Genomic DNA, 18,829 nt, shown 5'->3' on the forward strand with positions numbered 1-18,829 from the left:
CAGGCCGACAATACCCCAAGACGGCTCAGGATTTGAGGCGGCCGTAGGGCTCAAGATCGACGCCGCTGCGGATCACCTGGGCGGGGTTCCCCGCGACGATGCTGTTGGGCGGGACATCCTTGGTCACCACGCTGCCCGAGCCCACGATGCAGCTGTCTCCGATGGTCACGCCTGGCAGGATGATACTGCGCGCGCCGATGAAGCAGCGGCTGCCGATGCGCGTATGCCGATACGTCTTGCGTGTGGTGTCGTGGCTGAGGATTGCCGCGTCGAACGCCACGTAGCTTTGCGGCCCCACATGGATGCCCTTCGGATACGTCTTGTCGAAACGCGCGCTCAGAGAAAATTCCACGGTCTTGTCAATGTCCATGCCCCAGATCTTGGTCAGGTAGAACCACTTGCTCCAGACCAGAATGCGCCGGACCCTCTTCAGATCGTTCAAACTTGGCATGGTGCGCTCACCTCTGGAAACGAGACCGCGAACACGGCGGAGTCGGATGGTGCGATGCGTTTCTAGAGCATTTTCAAGCGAAGTGGATACCGGTTCGCATGAAGAAAATGCGTAAACTCAATGATCTAGAGCGCGATCCAATCGGATTGGCTCAATCCGATCGCTGAATCGCCCTCTACCTCTAAGATGGAAGACCGCGTTATCCGATCGGATTGCGATGCAATCTGATCGGCGCGCGCTCTAATGCACATGCCTGTCGCGCATCCGAAAGGCCAATGGACGGATTCCGCTGCGTCCCATTGTCCCTTCGGACCGCTTTCCAAGCCGAGGCTCGGCGGCCCGGACCGCGCCGGGACGTCTGCTACTGCTTTGCGTCAACATCCTTGTTCGCTGCGGCGGCCAGCGTGTTCAATGCCGCGGTCTCGCTTGCGGTTGCCACCGCCTGCCGGCGCTGGAGGAAGCGCGGCGGATTGTCCAGGACATATCGCGCCAACCGGAGCAACCGGCGCTCAACGACCAGATGATAGATCAGCCCGGCGCTGACCCCGATAGCGACCAGGGCCATGGCGATGATGGCGGGCGATACCGCATGGCTGCCCGGGATGCGGGACAGCAGGTGAACGCCGAAAGACAGGGCGATCGGATGGGCAAGATAGATCGCATAGGAGGCCGCACCGAGCAGGCCGAGGAACCTGGGCAGGTTGATGTCCCGCCCCCTCTCAACGCCGATCGCGCCTAGAACGAAGAGGGACGAGGCCAGGCCGAAGCCCAGTCTGCCGATCAGCGGAATATCCTGGAGATTGGTGGCAAACAGCATCAGCCCGACAAAGGCGAGCGCGCCGCCCCAGAGCCACACCCAGGGACGGGGCACGACCGCCCGGCTGGCGAACCAGGCGATGGCGGTGCCCATGATGAATTCGAGGTTGAAGGGGTTGAGCAGGAACGAGAAGGGGAAGCTCATGGACGGGAAGGCGATGTTGGCGCCGATGATCGCCACCGCCCAGAGCGGAAGGATGCTCAACCACATGCGCCCCCGCACGATGGCGAATGCAAACAGCACATAGAACAGGATTTCGTGGGTCAGCGTCCACGCCACGCCGAGCACGGGAGGTACCGTGTAGGGCAAGAGCAGGATGGAGGCGACGATGTTCACCGGGTCGCGCTGGCTCGGCGTGCCGGCCCCCGGGAATACCAGGTACAGCGCGATGAGGGGGAAGAGAATGCCCCAATAGGGCGGATAGATCCGCAGAAAGCGCTTGCGCGCGAAATTCCCCAGCCGTTCCGGGCGTCCGATATCCTTCAGGTGGACCCAGGTAATCAGGAAGCCGCTCAGAACGAAGAAGAAGTCGACGCCGACATTGAAATAACGCAAATGCTGGTCGAACGGTTCCGTCGCGAAGAATCGCGGCTGCGACATGATGCTGCCAGAATGGTGCATCACGACAAGAATTGCTGCGATACCACGCGCAAATTCGATGATCTGAAATCTTTGTTTCTCTTTTCCAATCTCCATCATTTTGTTTCCAATCTACGGTTCGATCATTATTCTTGCGCTGCGATGACGCGATCGAGGACGGCTTCCGTCTCGCGGGCGGCCTTCTCCCAGGAGAAGCGCGCTGCGTTGCGGGTGGCGGCCTCGCTCAGCTGAGCGGCCAGTGCGCCGTCCGAAAACACCCTGCGGATGGCCTCTGCCAGATCGTCGGGCCGATGCGGGTCCACGAACAGGGCACCGTCGCCGGCCACCTCCCTCAACACCGGCAGGTCCGAGCAGATCACCGGAGTGCTGAAAGTGTGCGCTTCCAGAATCGGCAGGCAAAAGCCCTCGACGAATGACGTGTTGATGTAGACCGTCGCCTGTGCATAAAGCTCCCGGAGCCGGTCGTCGGGCACCGCTCCCAATTGGTGCAGGTCCAGGCTCGGAACACTGGACAGCAGGCTGGGCAGGACCCCGAATTCATCGCGGCCGACCAGATTGACCTTCGGCCGGATGCCCTTTTGCGCCAGAAGTCCCAGCGCCTGGATCAGGAGCTTCACGTTCTTGTTCGGGGTGATGTTGGCCACCATCAGGCCATAGGGCGGAGTGGCCGGCGCGCGCGGCGGCGCATCCGTGGGCCGCTCCACGGGAGAGGCCTCATGCACGACGAAGGTGCGGGGCGCAACCTCCGGATAGGCGGCTACAACCGCATCCCGCGTGGCGCCCGACACGGCGATCAAGGCGCCCGCCTGCCGGAAGCCGAACGCCGTGAAGTAGTGCCACTGCACGCGCTGCTTCCAGCTGTGCAGGTCGGGGTGGGTCACGCGATAAAGGTCGTGGATCACCACCACGCTCTTCTTCATCCGCGCGATCATGGACGTGGGCTGCGGGTGAAACACGGCGGAGCAGCCAAGGCGCGCCATGAGGGGCGGCAGGTCGAGCGTGTTCCTGAACAACGCGGCGGTTTCGTTGGCCGGAACCTGCCGCGTGACCACCTCCATCCCCGTTCCCGTGATGAGTTCGGGCAGGTGCTCGCGATCCCAATTGGTGCTCAGGACATATTCGTTCTTTCCGTGGCGAAGCAGCGCGCTCACGATCTGCCACGTATAGACGGAGATGCCGGTGATCTTGTTGGGGATCGGGCTGAAATGGTTGATCAGAATCCGCGACATCAGACCGCTTTCTCCAACAGGTCACCAGCAGGGGTGAGACGCACGACACGGTCGTAGAAGCGATCGAGCCGCTCGCAGAGCGGGACCACCTGCGACGTGCCGCGATCGCTCGGAACCAGCGAGAACAGGTCTCGCACCCGCTGCCCCCCGTCCTCCACAAGGCGCCTCTGCAACTGCTCATCCCCTGCGAGGTGTCGCAGCGCCTGGTCGATGGCGGGGCCGGTAACGGCGTCGAGATAGATCGCGCAGTCGCCGCTGATTTCCCTCAAGCCCCCGGTGCCGGAAGAGATCAGCGCGGCGCCCGCCGCATGGGCCTCGAGCGCCGTGCGGCCGAAAGGCTCGTTCCACTTGGAGGCCACCACGGCGATGGCGGCGGTCTCCATCAGGTCCTTCACCACGGCGAACGGGATGTTCTGCAGGATCTGCACGTTGTCCGGCACCTCGCCCAGCGTCCTGTGGACCTCCGCCACGTAGTCCTTGTAGAGATTGATCTCCGACAGGATGAAGACGGCCTTCCAGTCTGGGAAGGCGCGGACGAAATCACGCACGCCCTGGGCCGATTCCAGGATGCCCTTGTTGTTGTTGGCGCGCCCGACCACGGCCACGAGCTTCTGCTTCTCCCGGTTGGGGTTCCAGGTGGAGAAATCAAAGCCGTTGGTGATCACCGTGCGCGGCACGCTCACCTGCGGCCAGTCCTTGCCGAAGGCTTCAAGGGTGGCATTGCTGATGAAGGTGATGCCGCCGAGGCTGTTGAGCTCCATCGCCCGGATCTGGTTGCGCACGAAGGCGGAGCGCCCCTTGAGCGGCGGGTCGATGTAATTGTGCGTCTGCAGCACCACCGGCGTCCCGCGGTTGAACGCGGCGATGCGCGCGGCGGTGGAGATATGCTGCTGGGTCACGATCAGGTCGTAGCCCTTCGCCTTCACCTGCTGGCGAATGGACAGGGCCAGGTGCCAGCTCGCGAGCTTGGGCGCGGGGGTGAGGCGAAAGATGTCCACGTCAAGCAGCGGGGTAGCGTCGCTGCGCTCGGCGAACACGGTGGTGGAGCCGCGGTAGCGGCTGCCGGACACCCATTCGCAGACGCAAAGCTCCACCGAGGATGCCGCCTTGGCCTCGAACTTCATCCTGCGGGGCAAGGCCTGGATGATTTTCATGGTTGGATCTGCCTCGACATGTTGGGCCTAGGAGGGCCTGCGCTTGGCAAGGATGAGCTTGGCGTAGGTGCGGATCTTGCGCAGCGACCATGGTGACAGCAGCGCGAGGAACGGCACGGCGATGGCCCAGAGCCCGATCTGCTGCCAGAACAGGCCGATGGCCGACGCCACCCACCACAGCGCCGTGAGCCGATAGTCGGGCGACCCGATGGCCCGCACGAGGACAAGGTGCATCAGGAAATAGACCGGCAGCGTGGCCAGCTCGCCATAGCCGTAGCCGACCATGCCGTAGAGTGGCACGGCCCAATAGGCCACCGCGGCGAACACCACCACATGGACCGCGTGGTAGACGCCGAGGCCGAGATTGCGGTTGAGCACCGACAGCGTTGCCGAATGCATGTTGAACGGCGCCACGGTGAGGTAGGACAGCGCCACGTAGGGGTAGAGGTCCATCACCGGCGCCCACCGCGCGCCGAACAGCCACGGCACGATGACATGGCCGGTCCAGCCGAAGCCGAGCAGGGTCGCCCCCACCACCAGCAGCTGGAGCTCCATGCCCTCGGTCACGGCCTTGCGCAGCCGTTCCACATCGTGCTGCACCTTGGCGAGGATGGCCACCGAGAGCCGCCAGATGATGGTCTTGATGATGCTGAGCATCTCAAGCAGGCCGATGGTCATGCCCACGAGGCCGACCGCCTCCGCGCCCAGCGCCGGCCCGACGATCATGGGATTGACCAGCATGCGCAGCTGCCAGATCCAGTTCGCGAAGGAAAAGGTCGCCGCGTAGCGCAGGGTCTGCTTGGCGGTCTCCAGGTGGAAGCCGAACCGCGGCAGCGCGCGGATGTAGGCGTGCGCCATGCCGAACGAGATGATCTGCTGGAGCAGCCAGGCGAAGGCCAGGGAGACCGGCCCGTAGTGCATCAGGACCAGGGGCACGGCCAGGGCATAGAAGCAGAGCTGTCCGGCGATCTCGAGGGTGGCAACCGCCTGGTAGTTGAGCGCCCGCTCAAGCTTGATGGTGGCCGGGACCGAGAGCAGCTGGAACGGCAGCGCCAGCACCATGATGGTGGCGACCTGCTCGAATCCCTCCACGCCGATGAGCGCACCGAGGCCGTCGCGGCCCAGTTCCGCCGCGCCGAGGATAACCACCGACATGACGCCAAGCAGCGAATAGGCGGTGGTATAGGCCTGGTCGGGAACGGTACCCTGATAGCGCAGCAGATAGACGCCGACGCCCGCCTGCCCGAGCAGCAGCAGATATTGGTAGACGTTGAACGCCGAGACATAGGCGCCATAGCTCGCCGGCCCCAGCGCCCGGGTGATGAGCATGACGCCAATGAATTTCAGGGCGATCGAGACGACCTGACGGCCGGCCAGATACGCGCCGCCTTTCAGCGCCGCCTGGCGCAGGGGTTGTTCCTCGCTCATGCCGCCCGCACACGCACGCAGTGGCCAGCCTTCGCGCGGCCGCGGCACGCCGTGGCTCCCGGATCGGCGCGCATGTTGCTCTCCAGGTGCAACGAGCCCAGGTGCAACGATCGATGAAAGGCCAGGATCTGGAAGGCTGCCGTCACGCTTCACCCCACGGCTGAAATGAATGGAACGGTCGCAAACGCTCTCGGCCGTGGGGCTTGAGCACGCCGCGAACCCCGATCGCCGGCCAAAAAAACGCGCCCTGCGACGATCCTGCCGGCGCCGGCGCAGCTTCAAGTGTGTGGCCGGACGTGCGGGACGACAGGTGACGCGGAATTCTCATGGCACCCTTCCGGTTCCCAAGCGTTACGAGCCGGCTCAACCCTTGCGGGCATGAGGCGGGCAGGCAGGCCGCTTGCTACGGCCACCAGACGCGGATTAGTCCTTGGCGCCCACCTGCGAAGGGTTGCGCAGGCCGCCCGAGGGACGGCTGCACTCCCGGTAGATCTCGTGGAGGCGCGGCAGGATCACCTTGTCGGAATATTGCTGCTCGATTCGGCGGCGGCCGGCGGCGGCCACCTGATCGCGGCGGGCGGCGCTCTCCAGCAGGCTTTCCAGCGCACGGGCCAAAGCCGGCCGATCACCCGGGGTCACGAGCAGCCCGTCCATACCCTCGGTGATGAGTTCGGGAATGCCGCCGACGCCGGTGGTGACCACGGCAAGCCCTGCCGCCATGGCTTCCAGCACGCTCATGGGCAAACCCTCGTTATAGGAGGGCAGCACATAGATGGACGAGGTTTCGAGCAGCTTCGCCTTGGCGGCGCCATCCACCCAGCCGGCCAGCACGACGCTGTCGCCGAGGCCGAGGCTGCGCACCAGTTCGGCCGCCTTCTCCACTTCGCCATTGCCACCGATGATCAGCCGCGCGTCGGGAAAGCGGGCATGGACCTCGGCGAAGGCGGGGATGAGATCGAACACGCCCTTGCGGTTGCCCACAAGGCCGAGGAAGAGGATGTCCTGCGGGCGCTTCAGGGCCGGATCGGTGGCCGGCGGGACAACCGTATAGTTCGGCACCACGGTGATGTGGGCGCCGGGCGCGATGGACCCGACAAAGTCCTTCCAGCTCTGGGAGAGGACGATGACACGAACCGCCTTTTCAAGGTGCCGGCGGATGAGCGCCTTCGCGAAGCCCGGCTGCGAGGCGTAGAAGAGCTTCATTTCGGAGCCGTGCAGGTGCAGCACGACGGGCACGCCGAACAGGCGCGCCAGTGACGCGAACAGCCCCTTGCGCCAGAAGCTCCCACGCATGGCGGCGTGGCAATGCACCAGCTCCACCTTCTGCGTCACGAGATAGAAGGCGAAAGTCGCCAGGCCCTGGGCCAGAACCCATTGGCGCTTCAGGACGCCACCATCGGCATACGACGCGATCAGCGTGACGCCTTCCTGCTCCAGAAAACCGTCCTGCCGATAGGCTTCGACGACGCTGCGCATACCCCCGCGCGCGGCGTTCCAGATGGTGATCTTCACGTCCGAGCCCCATCATGTCGCAGTGCAATATAAGCGACTTATATATCAAAATCGGCAGGAGGCTACAGTTTTCCATCGCGACATGTTTTGCTGGCAATGGCCTCGGCTGCGCGGGGGGCCATGATCCGTGCCGCAGCCTCTGGAAGGGGGTGGACGCCATCGGGTATGGCGGCGTGGCGCGCGGCTTGTGAAAGGGCCATCCAATCTGGCCTGAAGTCTATGAATTCAAATCCTTTTTCGGCGGCCGCGGCGCGGTGGATCTGGATGTATCCGTCGATGAAGGGGCGGACCATTCCGCGCATTCCGGCCATGGGGTTCATGGCCATGACGATGACCCGCGCATGGGGCAGCCGGCGGTGCAGTCCGTCCAGGATTGCTGCGATATTGCGGGCACTGTGCGACTGCGAGATGAAGCGGTGAATTGCCGCGTCGTTGGCATAAAATTCCACCAGAACGACGTCGGGTTTCAGGGCGGCCACGCGGTCCATCTGGCCGAGGGCCCAGTCGGACGTGGCGCCGCTCTGCGCCACCGTCTCCACGATGGCGGGCCGGCCGAGACAGGCCCCGAGCGCTTGCGCAAGCGCGGGCTGCCAGCCCCCCCGGGCCGTGAGCGACGTGCCGAAGGTGACGACCCGCAGGGCCGGACCCTCTCCGGCTGGGACCTCCCCGGCCGGAGCCTCCTCGGTCCTTCCGTCGACGGTCCTTCCGTCGCCTGTCCTGGCGTTCTCCCGCTCCATCCTGTTCTCCGAACCAGTGACCGTTGCCTGGGCCAAGGCGCCGCCGAGTGTGGCCAGCAGAAGCAGCGCGGCGGAGAGGAATGTGCGTAGCTCTGCCATGTCAGTTCCGCGGTGCAGCCTTGTCGAAGCAATCCGCGATGGCGAACCAGAGCGGCGTGCGTGCCAGATTTTCGTCGAGCGGCAGGCTCCGCGCCGGCAGCCCGTCGGCGCGGCGATCCCGCGGGTCCGGCGAGCTGCTCAGCCAGCTGTACCGGCTGGTGAGGCCCCAGGTGAGAAGGCCGGTGACCGCCCGCTCGTCGAAGGCGACGGTGAGAATCTCCCGCGCGTGAGCGGCAACCTGGCGGTCGCGCTCGGCGACGTCGCCCTTCACGCGCTTGTCGTTCACGTCGAATTCGGTGAGCACGATTTTCACGCCAAGGCTCGCCACGTCGGCCAGGAACTTGCGGTATTCCTTCGCGACGAAGCGGTTGCCCACGGTGGCGTGGCACTGCACGCCAAGCGCGCCGATGGGGGCATTGCGGCTCTTGAGGGCGGCGATCAGCTCAAGTGTCGCGGCGCGGCGGCGCTCGCCGATGCGTTCGCGGTCGCTGTATTCATAGCCATAGTCATTATAGAAAAGCAGGGCGCCGGGGTCCGCCGCGCGGGCCGCATGGAAGCACTCGGCCAGGAAGCCCACGTCGCCGGGCGCGAAGGGCGGCCAGTTGCGCATCTCTTGCGGCAGGTTGTCTTGCGGCTCGATCATCTCGTTGACCACGTCCCACTCGCTGACGCGGCCACGGAAACGGCCGACGAGCCGGGTCACATGGTCCAGCAGCAGGCCGCGGCCTGCGGGGGTCTTCAGGTCCGGCTCCAGCCACGGGGGCGAGTTTCGATACCAGAGCGCCGTGTGACCGCGCATGGCGAGGCCATTGCCGGCGGCGAAGGCCGCGAGCTGATCGGCGTCGCGATAGTCCGGCCGGCCCCGGACCTTCTCCACATAGCGCCATTTCATCTCGTTTTCGGGGACGATCACCGCGCAGTCCCGGATGATCGCGGCGCCGAGTTCCGGCATCTGCTGCAGGTGCTGCGCCATGACGGCGCTGCCGAATTGCATGCCCTTGCGCGCTGCCCTGACGCGAAGGGGCGTGTCAGCATCGCCCGCGCCAAGGGACGGCGAGGCGGCAAGACCGCAGGCCAGGGCCGCAGCCCCCGCGCCGCCGACGAAGGACCGGCGGGAGATCGGTTTCATCGGGATCATGCGACGTTGCCCTTTCGCGAGGCGGCTCGTTCCCGGATGCCGTGGAGCCCATCCAAGGGCGGCGCGCTGGCCGGGGGCGGGATCGATCGTGGGGGACGCATTAGAGCGTTTCACCTTTTCATGGAAACGGTGAAACGCTCTAAATCTCTGAGTTAACGCATTTTCTTCACGCGAACCGGTATCCACTTCGCTCGAAAATGCTCTAGCGCCATCAGAAGGCGAGCTTCACGATCCTGGCGTCGCGTCGCTTCAGTTCCTCCAGCACCATGGGCAGGAGCGCGATGGTGTTGGACTGCCCGTCATGGAACAAGATGATGCCGCGGTCGCCGATGCTCTTGAACAGGGTGGCGAAACTCTCGCCGGGCGGCCGGTTTCGCCAGTCCTGCGGGGAAAAGTCGTACCCCGCGAGGACGAGACCCCGGGTCTTGAGATAGCGCAGCAGATCCTCCGGCGGCACATTGTTGAACCCGGACGAGCCGGGCAGCCGGACCAGCCTGCGCTTCCCGTGCGGCCCGCCTGCGGCGGCTTCCACCGCGGCGTCGCCCTTGTCGATCTCGTCCTCGATCTGGGTGGCGGTCATTCTGCTCAGGTCGGGATGCCTGAACGAATGGCTGCCCAAATTCTGCTTCTCGGCGAGGATGCGCCCGACGAGGTCCGGAGACTTCTGCGCGTTGCGGCCGACGAGGAAGAAGGTGGCGTCGATGCAATAGTCCTTGAGGATGGAGAGAAGCTGGGGCGTCGTCGCGGGGTTCGGGCCGTCGTCGATGGTGATCACATATTCCCCCCGCGTCAGCGGGAGGGGAGGCTGCCCTTGAACCTTGCCGAACCCGGAGGTTTCGGCCGGCAGCTCCAGCGTGCGCCCCCGAAGCTCGGGTTGAGGACACGCCCAGCCGGCGCTAGTCCAGCCGGCCGCAAGGAGGGATGCGGTGATGGACAGCGCCATCATAACCATTTTTCCAGGCATGCAGATTCCTCACTTGACCGCAGCGCACCACATGCGGCACCTTTGACCCCAAATTCTCCCTTCGCAAATAAATATCATGCAATGCGGCGTCAATTTGACCGCAACGCCGCCTCGGCCATCGATTAAAAAATGCTGCAGTGCAAAAAGAAAGCTTGTCGTGAAGCGACGAAGCGAATATAGCTGCTTGAGGTCTGTCGTTTTTCTTGGATGCAAGGGGTGAAATCGATGGGGCGATGCGTCATCGTTGTCGAAAATCTGCCGGTTCCGCTCGACCGACGCGTCTGGCAGGAGGCCTTGGCGCTACGCGACGCGGGCTGGAGCGTCTCGGTGATATGCCCTCTGTCGGAACAGTACAGCAAGACCTTCGAAGTCATTGATGATATTGAGATATTCCGTCACCCTTTGCCGCTGGAGGCACGCGGGAAGCTGGCCTTCCTCGTCGAGTACGGATCGGCACTTTTTCACGAGTTCCGCCTGCTCCTCAAAGTGTCACGTCGTCGCGGTTTCGATGTTATCCAGGCGTGCAATCCTCCTGACCTGATCTTTCTGGTGGCGTGGCCGTTCAAGCTCTTTGGCAAGCGCTTCATTTTCGACCACCATGACGTGTGTCCCGAACTGTACGAGGCGAAGTTCGGCAAGCGCGGCTTCATGTACCAGGTGCTGCTTCTCGCCGAGAAGCTGACCTTCAAGTCGGCGGATTACGTCATCTCCGCCAACGAAACCTATCGTGAGATTGCCATCACCCGCGGCGGGAAGAATCCCGACGACGTGGTGGCCGTCTACAGCGTGCCCGACAAGGCCCGCATGCGGCGCGTGGCGCCCAACGACGCGCTGCGGGGCGCGGCGTCGGTGGTGCTTGGCTATGTGGGCATCATCGCCGACCAGGACGGTGTGGACCATTGCGTGCGCTGCATCCACCACCTGGTGGTCGACCATGGGCAGACCGACATTCGTGCCGTGATCGTCGGCGATGGCCCCGCTTTGGCCTCGGTCAAGGCGCTGGCGCAGGAACTGGGCGTCGCCGACAAGATCGTCTTCACCGGCTATCTCAGGGGCGAGGAGCTGCTGGCCGCCCTGAGCACCTTCGACATCGGCATCATTCCGGACCCGGTGAACGAATATAACGACAAGATCAGCATGAATAAGGTGTTCGAATATTCCGCTCTCGGCGTCCCGGCGGTGGCCTACAGCCTCGGTGAAACGCGTCGCCTCCTCGGCCAGTGGGGCAATTATGCGGATGATGCGACGCCGGCGGGCCTCGCGCGCGCCTGCCTTCCGCTGATCGTGGATACGGACCTGCGGGCCGAAGCGGGACGGCAGGTCAAGGCCTTGGCCGATCGCAACTTCAACTGGTCCGCCGAGGCCGCCAAGTACGTCTCCGTCTACGACCGCGTGGCGAAGCAGATCGCGCTGCAAGGCAAGCTCGCCTCCTGACCTTTCACGACCGCGGCCCGGCAGGCTCCCCTTCGGGAACCCTGCCGGGCCGCTTTTGATTCGACATGTCCGGTTCGCGGGGCGGTGCGGACGATGTGACGGGATGAAGCAAGGGCGAGGACGGCACAGAGGCCGCATCCGGCTTGCTTGCAGCCAGGGCGAAAGGCCCGATGCGCCCGCGGCAGGCGCGGAACAGCCGCAGATCCGAGTCCCGCTCCAAGACCCATTCCAAGGCCCGCTCCAAGGCCCGCTCCACATCCGTCATTCGCCTGAGCATGGTCGGCACGGCCAAAGGCTGACCGGTTATGGGAGCGTGAACGCGGAGACAGAAGTCCCCGCTGCGTCAACCCGTCGCAACCCATATAAACCACCAGATAATCACGTAGAACGGCTTCCAGGCGCATTTCGTCGGAGAATGGATGCAGATTTTCTGTCGTAGACTTCCAGAATTATATCGGTCGCCCGCAACTTTCGCAGATTGCGAAAGAACGGATGCTGCCTTTTGATCCTGCACTTATTTGACTGGTTTCGCAGCGATAGAACAACGCTTGGTTTGTGTTGCAATTTCGCTACGCATCACGGCTTTTCGTGCATCTGCGAGATGCATCTCTGGCATTTGCGGTGCATTGCGGGATGATGACATAGGCAGAGTTGGCTGACGTTGCCAAGGACTTGAAATCCTTGGAGATGGGCCAGACGGGGGCGTCAAATTGCCGGACGAGACGAGCATTTGCGATTCGAAACGTGGTGGATTTCGCAGCCGGAACCGGTCGCGAACCTGGTCCGCCGTGCTTTGGCCCCCCGTGCTTTTGCCCACCATGCTTTTGCCCATCGCTTTCCTGCTTCCTGCATCGCAGGCCGTCGGCTCCACATGCGGTGACGGCAATCCGCCGGCGGGGGGGATCTGCACGATCCAGCCGTTCTCGCCGACGGTGAATGACGCTCAGGTGGGGGCAACGGTCGTCACCGGCAACGATGTGGTCACCCTGCAGGGGCCCCTTGCCTTCGAGTCGGGCTCGGGTGGGGCAGTCGGGCGCCAGCCGCTGCAGAATTTCACGATTATCAGCGGGGCATCGACGCTGAGCGATCCCGTGCTCGATCTCGGCGGGCAGACCCAGGCCGCCACATACACCGATCCCGTCACCGGCGCCGTGCGCACGGTGAATGTCTATGGCTCGGCCGGCATGTCCACCTCCCCGTTCGGCTCGACCAGCGTCGCGAACATCGAGGGCGTCGGCGACAATCAGTATATCGATGCCCGGATCGCGACCGTGGACAGTTCCGGCGGCACGCTGAATGTGAGCGTTGCCGGCGATATGAACATCGCGGCCAAGCAGACCACGCTGGTTAAGGTGGACGGCACCGGCAGCGCCAGCAGCAGCGTGGTCTGGACTTCGAGCAACACCATCGGTCTCTTCGGCGTCACCATGCCGGCCGACGCGCAGGACAGCGTGACGACGGACAGCGTCCCCGGCTGGCCCACCACGGTCGCCCTGCCCGATGGCACCAGCGTCACCATCAACAATCTGGCGGACTTCCAGGCCTTCAACGCCCAGCTCATCACGCTGGTGGAGGACGGCACCATCGATCAGGTGCAGTATGACAGCCTGATCGCCCAGGGTGCCAACCTGCAGAGCGCCACCGTCGTCTACCAGTACAGCCCGGTGCCGCCCCAGGGCGACGACATCTACCAGCCCGTGGGCCTGCGGACTGTCATGGAGGCCACCGGCGCCAATGCCTCGGCCACTCTGGCAAGCGGCGCGACCCTCACCGTCACCGGTACCAACGGCGGCGTCCTGCGCGGGACCAACGGCGCGAGCGTGACCAACAAGGGCACCATCGCCATCGTCGGCGGCAGCGGCATCACCCTCGACACGGGCGGCAAAGGCTACAACGAGGGTGTGATCAACGCGCGTGCCGCCAGCAACGGCGTCGTCACACTGCACTCGACCTTCACCAATAGCGGCATCATCAATCAGGCCGCAGGGACCTCCACGGGCACACTCGGCTTCGGCGGCGGGGTGGGCATAAACAGCATCGATTCCACCACGCTGAACAGCGGCATCATCAATGTGGGGACCGAGGCGAGCACGGCCAACGCCTCGATCACCGGCGTGCGCGTGTCCGGCGGCTCCTTCACGAACACAGAGACCGGCCTCATCTACATCGGCCGCGCGGAACAGTCCGATCCGGCGGTGGCGACCGCGGACGTGGCGATCGATGTCGGCGGTCCGGTGACTGGCATCAAGGTTGAATCCAACAGCCAGGTGACCAATGCGGGCCAGATCGTCATCGGCTCCCTTACGCAGGGCGCCGTCGGCCTCAGGGTCGACAGCGCCTCGAACGCGACGGTGAACAACACCGGCTCCATCATCGTGAAGGGCGCGGCCGAATCCGTGCCGCGCGAGAATGTGGGCTATCTGGTCCGAAATACCGGCACCAGCACCGGTTCAACCATTCGCAACGATGGCGCCATCACCGTTCAGGGCGTGAACGGAACCGGCCTCAAGGTTCTCGCCGACGGCGTCCACGCGGACATGGTCTCCACCGGCGCCATCACCGTGGCCGGTGGGGCGGATCCGTCGTCCGGCACCCGCAATTACGGCGTGTGGGTGGAAGGCACGAACGGCGGCACGGCCAAGGCGGAGATCGACGGCAAGCTGACCCTGACGGGCGACGGCGCCATCGGTGTGCTGGCGCGCGGCGACGCCCAGGTGACGGTGGGGGCCGACAGTACGCCGAGCTTCGCCAACGGAAGCGATCAGATCGGCTTCTTCATTTACGGCAGCGGCGCCTCGATCACCACGGCCGCAAGCGTCATGCACGTGGGCACCGAACGGTCCACCCTGTTCCGCATCGCCGAGGGGGCGACCTTCGACAGTTCGCAGTTCACCGTCGTTGCCAGCGGCGTGGATTCGGTGGGTATCGTTGCGACCGGCCAGAACACGAAGGTGACCGACACGGGGGGCCTGTTCGACCTCACGGGGGCCGGCGCAACCGGCGTGGTGGCCGAGGGCGGCGCGGTCGTCAGCCTCGATGCGACCCGGATCTACCTGAACGCCGAAGGCGCGGTCGGCGCCATCGCGGACGGCCAGGGGCACGACCTGACCGGTGCGGCCGTGGGCTTGCCCGACGCCGCGACGAAGCTCAGCTTCTCCGGACTCATCTCGTCCAGCACCGGCGGCGTGACCGGCCTCGCGGCGACCAACAGCGGCGCGCTGGAGGTGAAGGGCAACGTCACCCTCACCGGCGACGACAGTGTGGGCATCTTCGCGCAGAAGGGCGCGACCGTGGCGGTGAAGGGCGCCAATGTGTCGGTGAACGGCTTCGCCCTGGAAGCCCGCAACCAGGCATCGACCTTCACCGTCGACAATGCGATCCTCTATGGCTCGGACGGCCTGCTGAATGCGGCCACCACCGCCCACACCAAGCTGACTGCCACCGGCTCCAGCCTGTGGGGCGGCATCTTCACGGCTGTAGGAAGCAGCTCGGACGTGAAGCTGCTCGGCGGCACCCTTTGGACGATGGACCAGAGCTCCAACGTATCCTACCTCACCAGCAGCGCCTCGAGCATCGTGTTCACAACACCTTCCAGCGGGTTCAAGACACTGACGGTCGGCGTGAACTATGCCGGTGCCGATGCCTCCATGGCGATGAGCACCACCCTGAACAATGGTCTGGCCCAGCTCACCGACAAGGTGGTGGTGGGCGGCAACACGTCCGGCAACACCACGCTTTTCATCAATAATTCTGGTGGCTTGGGTGCCCAGACCGTGGGCAACGGCATCGAGGTCGTAGACGTCGCGGGCGCGAGCGCGGGCAGCTTCACCTTGGGCAACAGCCTGTACGCTGGCGCCTACGAATACGATCTGTTCCAGGGCGGCGTGACCACGCCGGGCGATGGGGACTGGTACCTGCGCTCCAGCCTGACGGCGGCCGCGCAAGTGGCCTCGCCCTATCTCGATTCCCTGCTGAAATTCCAGCAGCTTTCCATCGGCACACTCCAGCAGCGCCTCGGCAATCGCCAGTGGCCGGTGGATGGCGGCGTGAACCTCTCCGCCAAGGCGGCGAAGGCGGCCGGGGTCTCGCAGGGCGCCAGCGGAGGGGGCATCTGGGGCCGCGTGCAGGGGCTGCACGGCAGCGAGGATCCCGACCAGGGCACGCCCTATGACCGTGAACTCTGGTTCGCCCAGGCGGGCGCCGACTTCGTCGTCTACCGCCATGACACCGGCTTGCTGGTCGCGAGCATCATGGGCACCTATGGCAACCAGTCCGTGGATGTGAACGTGACGCCGGACCCGACGACGCACCTGCTGCGGTCGGGCGCCATCGCCACCGATGCCTATGGCGCCGGCGGCAGCCTCACCTGGTTCGGGACCAACGGCTTCTATGTGGACGGCGTCGGCCAGTACACTTGGTTTGACAGCGACCTCAGCGCCTCCGACCTCGGTTCGCTCGCCAAGGGCAACGGCGCGCAGAGCTATGCGTTGAGCCTTGAGGCCGGCGGTCGGATGGCGATCAACCGCATCTGGTCGTGGGTGCCGCAGGCCCAGCTGATCTATTCCAACGCCCGCTTCGACGATTTCCGCGTGACCTACTCCAGCGGCGACCAGGCGGTCGTGACGCCGGGCGACGGCGACAGCCTGCTCGGCCGCATCGGCGTGCGGCTGGAAAACGTGCTCAATCTCGGCGGCGGCTCGCGCTTCCAGGGCTATGGCATCGCCAACCTGATGTACGATTTTCTGGGAGCCACCGACGTCACTTTCGGTTCCAGCATCCTCACCCAGGAGGGGCAGGCGCTGTGGGGCGAGATGGGCATCGGCGGCACCTATGTCTTCAACAGCCGCTTCGCGGTCTATGGTGAGGGCAATTATGCCACCAGCCTGGAGAGTTTCGGCTCCAGCTCAGCCTATCGCGGCAATCTCGGCGTCAGGATGAGCTGGTGATGTCCGGGCCGGGCTCTGACGGCCGGTCCGGCCGGGCATCGGCATCGGCCGCAGCCGGCCGGTAGAAGCCGGAAACTGTACCGGCGGCTCCGCCATGGGGCGGCGGCGCTCGACGGCAGCTTTTGGCAGGGTGCGCCCGGCATGGTGCGCCCGGCAGGATGCGCCTCTTGCGGGCAGGCCCTTTCGCCGGGTTGCGATGGACATCGAAGCGTGTCGTGCGATATGAAAGCGCGGCTTGGAGCGTGCGCGGCCCGCGAGCGGCGCTCCCGCATCAAGGGATGGTAATGCGGTACTTCATTACTGGTACGGCGGGCTTTATCGGTTTCCACCTAGCGAAGCGTCTTCTCGATGCCGGCCACCATGTGGTCGGCTTCGACGGCATGACGCATTATTACGATGTCGCGCTCAAACAGAAGCGCCACGCCATTCTCGAGCGCTCCCCCGCCTTCATTCCGGTGATCGCCCTGCTCGAGGACGAGACGGCGCTCCGCGCGGCGGTAGAGTTGGCTGCGCCGGACATCATCGTGCATCTCGCCGCCCAGGCCGGCGTCCGCTACAGCATTGAAAATCCGCGCTCCTACATCGAGTCGAACATCGTCGGCTCATTCAACCTCATCGACCTCGCGGCGCGGTTGAAGCCGAAGCATCTGCTGCTCGCCTCCACCTCTTCGGTCTATGGCGCCAACGAGAAGATTCCGTTCGCCGAGAGCGACAGGGCGGATGAGCCCATGTCGCTCTATGCCGCCACGAAGAAATCCATGGAGGTGGTGGCCCACAGCTACGCCCACCTCTATCAGGTGCCCACCACGGCCTTCCGCTTCTTCACGGTCTATGGTCCGTGGGGACGGCCGGACATGGCGCTGTTCAAGTTTGTGGACGCCATCCGCAAGGGCCAGCCCATCGATGTCTACGGCGAAGGCCGGATGAGCCGGGACTTCATCTATATCGACGATCTCATCGAATCCATCGTCCGGCTGATGGCGGTTCCTCCCGGCGAGGACAACCGTGTGCTCGTCGACGGGGTGACGGATACCCTGTCTCAACACGCCCCGTTTCGCGTGGTCAACATTGGCGGCGGCCATCCGGTGGAACTGATCCGGTTCGTGGAGAGCATCGAGGCCTGCCTGGGCCGACCGGCCACCCGCCGGATGCTGCCCATGCAGGCGGGCGATGTGCCTCGCACCTATGCCGAATTCCAGCTCCTCTTCGCCCTCACCGGCTTCCGTCCGCACACGGATATCGACGACGGGGTCCGTCGGTTCGTCGACTGGTACCTCGCCAACTATTAGAGCATTTTCAAGCGAAGTGGATACCGGTTCGCGTGAAGAAATGCGTCAAAACAATACTCTAAAGCACGCGCCGATCAGCTTGCATCGCAAGCTGATCGGATAACGCGTTCTCGCTTCTTGGAGTGAGAAGGCGATTCACCGATCGGATTGATTCGATCCGATCGGATCCCTCTCTAGACCAGGAAACTGAAATTTTCCGCCGTCAGAGTGGAGAGCGCGACGTTCTGCAGAAGAATGCTGTCCTGCTCATTCAGCTGGATGAGAACGTCATTGCCCTGCACCGTGGCGTAGGTGAGCAGCTCGTCGAAGCTCGCCACATCATCGACCACCAACACGTCGTGGATGGTGCCGCTGCCGGCCTGAAAGCCGGAAACCACATCGTGGCCGTTGCTGCCCGTGACCACGAAGGTGTCGCTGCCCGCGCTCGACCCGTAGAAGGTATCCGTGACGTGCTCGTGGGACGTCAGGGTCACCGGCGTGCCATACGAAGCTTGGACGTGCGAACCGTCCTGCGACACGACGTCGGTCCACAGAAGGGTGTTTGTTGTGGCCGCGTAGTGCCACTGCGAAGTCGAGGACGGCTCCGTGGCGCCGGCTTCATAGCTGTGGGAGATGGAATCATGCGAGCCGTCCGCATAGACGATGCTCTCGGTGCTGACGCGCCCGACTGAGTCGTAATAGGACGAGTGCGTGGACCCATCGCTCTCGGCAACCATGGTCGAGACCTTGATGCCGTCGGCAGTATAACGCTCCTGGAACACCAGCTTGCCGGAACTGTCGTAGTTCAGAACCTGCTCCGTGTAACTGGCGCCCGTTATGCCGTATTGGTGTTCCGAACGACTGCCGTCCGTCGCGTAGCTGATGGCCTTTTCGAGCGCGCCGGTCTCGCCGTTGAAATACGACGCCGAGGTGCGGCTGCCGCTGGTGTCGTAGGTGAACGCCGAAATCTTCGTTCCGTCGCTGTCGTAATTCTCCTGCGCGGCGATCTTGCCACTTTCATAGACCGACATGTGTTCCGACCGGTTCGCATC

At 64.3% G+C, this 18,829-nt stretch carries 12 protein-coding genes and 1 pseudogene; 3 read left to right on the forward strand and 10 right to left on the reverse strand.

Features of this window, described 5'->3' with window-relative positions:
• Positions 1 to 25: 25 nt before the first annotated feature.
• The 9 genes from V5F48_RS09425 to V5F48_RS09465 form a co-directional block, all read right to left on the reverse strand.
• Positions 26 to 451 (reverse strand): acyltransferase, encoded by a 426-nt coding sequence (locus V5F48_RS09425; protein WP_394258473.1) that lies wholly within the window; start codon positions 449 to 451, stop codon positions 26 to 28.
• A 361-nt stretch (positions 452 to 812) separates the two neighbouring features.
• Complete coding sequence (locus tag V5F48_RS09430) at positions 813 to 1,967, reverse strand: acyltransferase family protein (protein ID WP_394258474.1); 1,155 nt, start codon at positions 1,965 to 1,967, stop codon at positions 813 to 815.
• Positions 1,968 to 1,993: 26 nt separating this feature from the next.
• On the reverse strand, positions 1,994 to 3,097 hold the full coding sequence (locus V5F48_RS09435; RefSeq protein WP_394258475.1) for a glycosyltransferase family 4 protein: 1,104 nt from the start codon (positions 3,095 to 3,097) through the stop codon (positions 1,994 to 1,996).
• A complete protein-coding gene (locus V5F48_RS09440; protein WP_394258476.1) occupies positions 3,097 to 4,251 on the reverse strand; it encodes a glycosyltransferase family 4 protein in 1,155 nt (384 codons plus the stop codon). Before V5F48_RS09440 ends, V5F48_RS09435 begins: the two co-directional genes overlap by 1 nt.
• Before the next feature lie 27 nt (positions 4,252 to 4,278).
• Positions 4,279 to 5,679 (reverse strand): oligosaccharide flippase family protein, encoded by a 1,401-nt coding sequence (locus V5F48_RS09445; RefSeq protein WP_394258477.1) that lies wholly within the window; start codon positions 5,677 to 5,679, stop codon positions 4,279 to 4,281.
• 423 nt (positions 5,680 to 6,102) lie between these two features.
• Complete coding sequence (locus V5F48_RS09450) at positions 6,103 to 7,191, reverse strand: glycosyltransferase family 4 protein (RefSeq protein WP_394258478.1); 1,089 nt, start codon at positions 7,189 to 7,191, stop codon at positions 6,103 to 6,105.
• A gap of 62 nt (positions 7,192 to 7,253) precedes the next feature.
• Complete coding sequence (locus V5F48_RS09455; RefSeq protein WP_394258479.1) at positions 7,254 to 8,027, reverse strand: SGNH/GDSL hydrolase family protein; 774 nt, start codon at positions 8,025 to 8,027, stop codon at positions 7,254 to 7,256.
• A 1-nt stretch (position 8,028) separates the two neighbouring features.
• Positions 8,029 to 9,351: an endo-1,4-beta-xylanase gene (locus V5F48_RS09460; RefSeq protein WP_394258480.1), complete on the reverse strand. Its 1,323-nt coding sequence runs from the start codon at positions 9,349 to 9,351 to the stop codon at positions 8,029 to 8,031.
• Between the two features lie 25 nt (positions 9,352 to 9,376).
• A complete protein-coding gene (locus V5F48_RS09465) occupies positions 9,377 to 10,111 on the reverse strand; it encodes a polysaccharide deacetylase family protein (protein ID WP_394258481.1) in 735 nt (244 codons plus the stop codon).
• 225 nt (positions 10,112 to 10,336) lie between these two features.
• Here V5F48_RS09465 and V5F48_RS09470 point away from each other — a divergent pair, with 225 nt between their 5' ends.
• From V5F48_RS09470 to V5F48_RS09480, 3 genes are all read left to right on the forward strand, one after another.
• Complete coding sequence (locus tag V5F48_RS09470; protein ID WP_394258482.1) at positions 10,337 to 11,563, forward strand: glycosyltransferase family 4 protein; 1,227 nt, start codon at positions 10,337 to 10,339, stop codon at positions 11,561 to 11,563.
• A 788-nt stretch (positions 11,564 to 12,351) separates the two neighbouring features.
• Positions 12,352 to 16,509, forward strand: coding sequence for an autotransporter outer membrane beta-barrel domain-containing protein (locus tag V5F48_RS09475; RefSeq protein WP_394258483.1), 4,158 nt, complete (start codon positions 12,352 to 12,354; stop codon positions 16,507 to 16,509).
• A gap of 284 nt (positions 16,510 to 16,793) precedes the next feature.
• Positions 16,794 to 17,798, forward strand: a complete 1,005-nt coding sequence (locus tag V5F48_RS09480; protein ID WP_394258484.1) for an NAD-dependent epimerase/dehydratase family protein — start codon at positions 16,794 to 16,796, stop codon at positions 17,796 to 17,798.
• Between the two features lie 173 nt (positions 17,799 to 17,971).
• Here the strand turns inward: V5F48_RS09480 and V5F48_RS09485 are convergent.
• Positions 17,972 to 18,829 (reverse strand): annotated as a pseudogene (locus V5F48_RS09485) (hypothetical protein); the annotation flags it as partial.

This window comes from Xanthobacter autotrophicus ATCC 700552, from assembly GCF_043194565.1.
Lineage (GTDB): Bacteria > Pseudomonadota > Alphaproteobacteria > Rhizobiales > Xanthobacteraceae > Xanthobacter > Xanthobacter autotrophicus_F.